Here is a 3,504-nt window from a genome sequence, read left to right as displayed (position 1 = left end):
CCCGTGAGGCCCACCCCCGCGGCGGCCGCCGCGGACATCAGGGTCACCGAGACGCTGCTGCGCTGCTGGGTCCGGGAGAACGGGATCGCAGTGGACCGCCACGGCGGCCCGCTGCGGATCGGCCTGCCCGCCTCCGGCCTGGCCCTGGAGGTGCCCGTCCACTATCGCTCACCCTGCGGCTGGCACCGCTTCGGCCCGCCGGTCATCAGCGGCCCAGCCCCGGAAGGCCCGAGCCGGGAGGCTCCGGTCGCGGGCGGCCCGGCCCCGGGAGGCCCGGTCGCGGGCGGCCCGGCCCCGGGAGGCCAGGTCGCGGGAGGCCCGGCCCCGGGAGGCCCGGTCGCGGGAGGCCAGCCGGTGGACGCCGGGCTGCTGGCTGCCCTGCTCGTCCGCGAGATCGCCAGCCGGCAGGGGCTGCCGGCGTCGGCGGGCGCGGACTGCCTCGGCCGCGTCATCGACTCGCTGCGGCGGATCGCCGTGCACATCGAAGCCCGCGCCACCACCCACCGCGCACCGGCTACGCCGGGCACGCCGACAGCACCGCCCGGACCAGCCGCGCCCTCTGGCCCGGCCGTCCTACCGGCTGTGCCGCTTACACCAGCCGCAGCGGCCGCAGCGGCCGAAGCGGCCATGCCGTTCGGGGCGGGCGCGTCTGCCGTGGCGGACAGAGCGGGCGACGCGGCGGGCCTGCCGCTGTTCCTCGTCGCCGAACAGGCGCTGATAACCGGGCATCCGTTCCATCCGACAGCGAAGAGCCGCGAAGGCGCCTCGCCGGAGGAACTGGCTACATACTCTCCAGAGCTACATGGCTCCTTCGCGCTGCACTGGTTCGCCGCCCACCCGTCGGTGGCGGCCTCGGGCGGGACGATCGCCGGCCGCGGCCCGGCGGAACTCCTGCGCCGCCTGCTGCCCGACCGCGACCTGCCCGCCGCCCCCGCCGGCCACCTCCTCCTGCCGGCACACCCCTGGCAGGCCCGCCATCTGCGTGCCCGGCCGGACGTCACCGCCATGATCGCCGATGGCCTGCTGGTGGACCTCGGCCCGGCCGGGCCACCGTGGTATCCGACGGCGTCGCTGCGCACCGTGTGGCGGCCGGATGCGCCAGTCATGATCAAACTTTCCCTGGGGATGCGGATCACCAACTCCCGCCGGGTCAACCTGCGTGGCGAACTGGAGCTGAGCGCCCAGGTCAGCGCACTGCTCGACGCGGGCCCGCGGGACTGGCTGGCCAGCGCCCATCCCGGCTTCCACCTGCTCGAGGATCCGGCGTGGGTCGGTCTCAACCCGCCGGGCGCGGGAAGCCCGGCCCCGGGGGCCGCGGGCGCGCCCGGCCCGGGGCTGGACAGCGCGATCCGGGTGAACCCGTTCGGCGCGGACGACCGGGTGGTCTGCGTGGCCGGGCTGGTCGCCGACCGCCCGGACCGGGCCGTGCGCACCGGCCCGGCCAACCCCGCCGACCCCGGCCCGTCCATGCTCGCCAGGATCATCGACGGGCTGGCGGCGCGGGCCGGGCGGCCCGCCGCCGAGATCGCCGCCGACTGGTTCGCCCGTTACCTGCGCGTCGTCGCCGCGCCGGCGCTCGACCTGTACGCGCGCCACGGGGTCGGCCTGGAGGCGCACCAGCAGAACTGCCTGGTCACCTTGGACGACCACGGCTGGCCCACGGCCGGCTGGTACCGCGACAGCCAGGGCTACTATGTCGCCGCGTCCCACGCGGACGCCGCCCGCCGGGCCGTGCCCGGGTTCGGCGACGGGCTCGCCGCGATCTTCGACAACGCTCTCGTGGACGAACGGGTGCTCTACTACCTTATGATCAACAACGTGTTCGGGCTGGCTGGCGCCCTGGGTGCCGCCAACCGGGCGGACGAGGCCCACCTGCTGGCCGCCGTGCGCGCCCTGCTGGTGCGCCTACGCGCCGACCTGGCCGCCGACGGCGTGGCCGTGCCGGGCCTGTTCGGCCTGCTGCTGAGCTCCCCCGTCCTGCGCTGCAAGGCGAACTTCGCGACAGCGGTCGACGGCCGCGACGAACTGGCCGGCCCAGTCGCCACTCAGTCACTGTACGTCGATATCCCCAACCCGCTCGTCACGGAGCTCGGATCGTGAGTGCCCGACTGTCCAACCAGGACCGCCCGGACGCACAGCGCGGGCAGGACGAGCCGGACACGCGGGACGGCCGTTCGACCTGGTAGGCGTCGGGCTGGGGCCGTTCAACCTCTCGCTGGCCGCGCTCGCCGACGGGCTGCCCGGGCTGCGCACCCGGTTCTTCGAGACCAGGCCGGGGTTCTCCTGGCATCCCGGCCTGCTGCTGCCGGGCACCCGGCTGCAGGTGCCCTTCCTCGCCGACCTGGTCACCCTTGCCGACCCGACCAGCCGCTGGTCGTTCCTGTCCTATCTGCACGCGCACGACCGGCTGTTCCGGTTCTACTTCCACGAGCGCTTCCACCTGCTGCGGCAGGAGTACGACGACTACTGCCGCTGGGTGGCCACCGGCCTGGCGTCGGCCCGTTTCGGCGCCCGGGTGGACGCGCTGCGCTGGCGTGCGGACACCGGGCTGTTCGAGGCCGAGGTGAGCGTCCAGGCCGACGGCCACATCCGGGCCGCCCGGACGGTGCTGGCCCGCAACATCGTGCTGGGGGTGGGGACCGAACCGTCGGTGCCGGCGGCGCTCGCCGGGCTGCTCGGGCCGGAGGTGTTCCACTCCGCCGAGTACCGGACGCGGCGGGCCGGCCTGGCCGGCGCCGGGCACGTGACCGTCGTCGGCTCGGGGCAGTCCGGCGCGGAGGTCTTCGCCGACCTGCTGCGCGCCCAGCCGGAAACCGGCCAGGCCCTGCACTGGATCACACGGACGCCGGCCTTCGCCCCGATGGAGTACTCCAAGCTGGGCCTGGAACAGTTCACACCCGACTACGTCCGGTACTTCCACGGTCTGGACCAGGCGGCCAAGGACGCGATCCTGCCCACCCAGTGGCAGCTGTACAAGGGCATCGACGCCGAGACGATCGCGGAGATCTACGACCTGCTGTACGAACGGACCGTCGCCGGCGGGTCCGTGGACGCGGCCCTGCTGCCCCACGTCGCGATCGAGTCGGGGACGCGGACGGCGGGCGGGCGGATCAGGCTGACCTGCCGGCACGTCCCGCAGGACAGCGCGTTCACGGTCGAGACCGACCGGGTCGTGCTCGCGACCGGGTACGCCGCCCGCCGGCCCACGCTGCTCGGCCCGGTCACGGACCTGCTCGACCTCGACGACGCCGGCCGGTACCAGGTGGACGCCGCCTACCGGCTCGCGACCGCGCCGCAGGTCAGCGGGCGGATCTACGTCCAGAACGCCGAGCTGCACACCCACGGGGTCGGCACGCCCGACCTCGGCCTGGGCGCCTGGCGGGCCGCGGTGATCCTCGACGACCTGACCGGCGGCGCGGCCTACCGCGTCCCGCGGCGATCGGCCTTCACGACCTTCGGCGCGCCCACCGGCGCACCGGCACCCAGCTCCGCTCCCGCTCCTGG

General features: G+C 75.1%; 2 protein-coding genes. Both read left to right on the top strand.

Going from position 1 to position 3,504, the window contains the following annotated elements; all coding sequences use genetic code 11:
* Positions 1-2,100: IucA/IucC family protein (locus AC5LUJ_RS09790; protein WP_493464805.1), on the top strand; the 2,100-nt coding region annotated here is incomplete at its 5' end.
* A gap of 79 nt (positions 2,101-2,179) precedes the next feature.
* The coding region (locus AC5LUJ_RS09785; RefSeq protein WP_493464806.1) for a lysine N(6)-hydroxylase/L-ornithine N(5)-oxygenase family protein at positions 2,180-3,504 on the top strand (1,325 nt) is incomplete at its 3' end.

Source organism: Protofrankia sp. CiP1_Cm_nod3 (genome assembly GCF_982290655.1).
The sequence above is the reverse complement of the archived record's forward strand: the minus strand, read 5'-3'. Positions and strand labels throughout refer to the sequence as shown.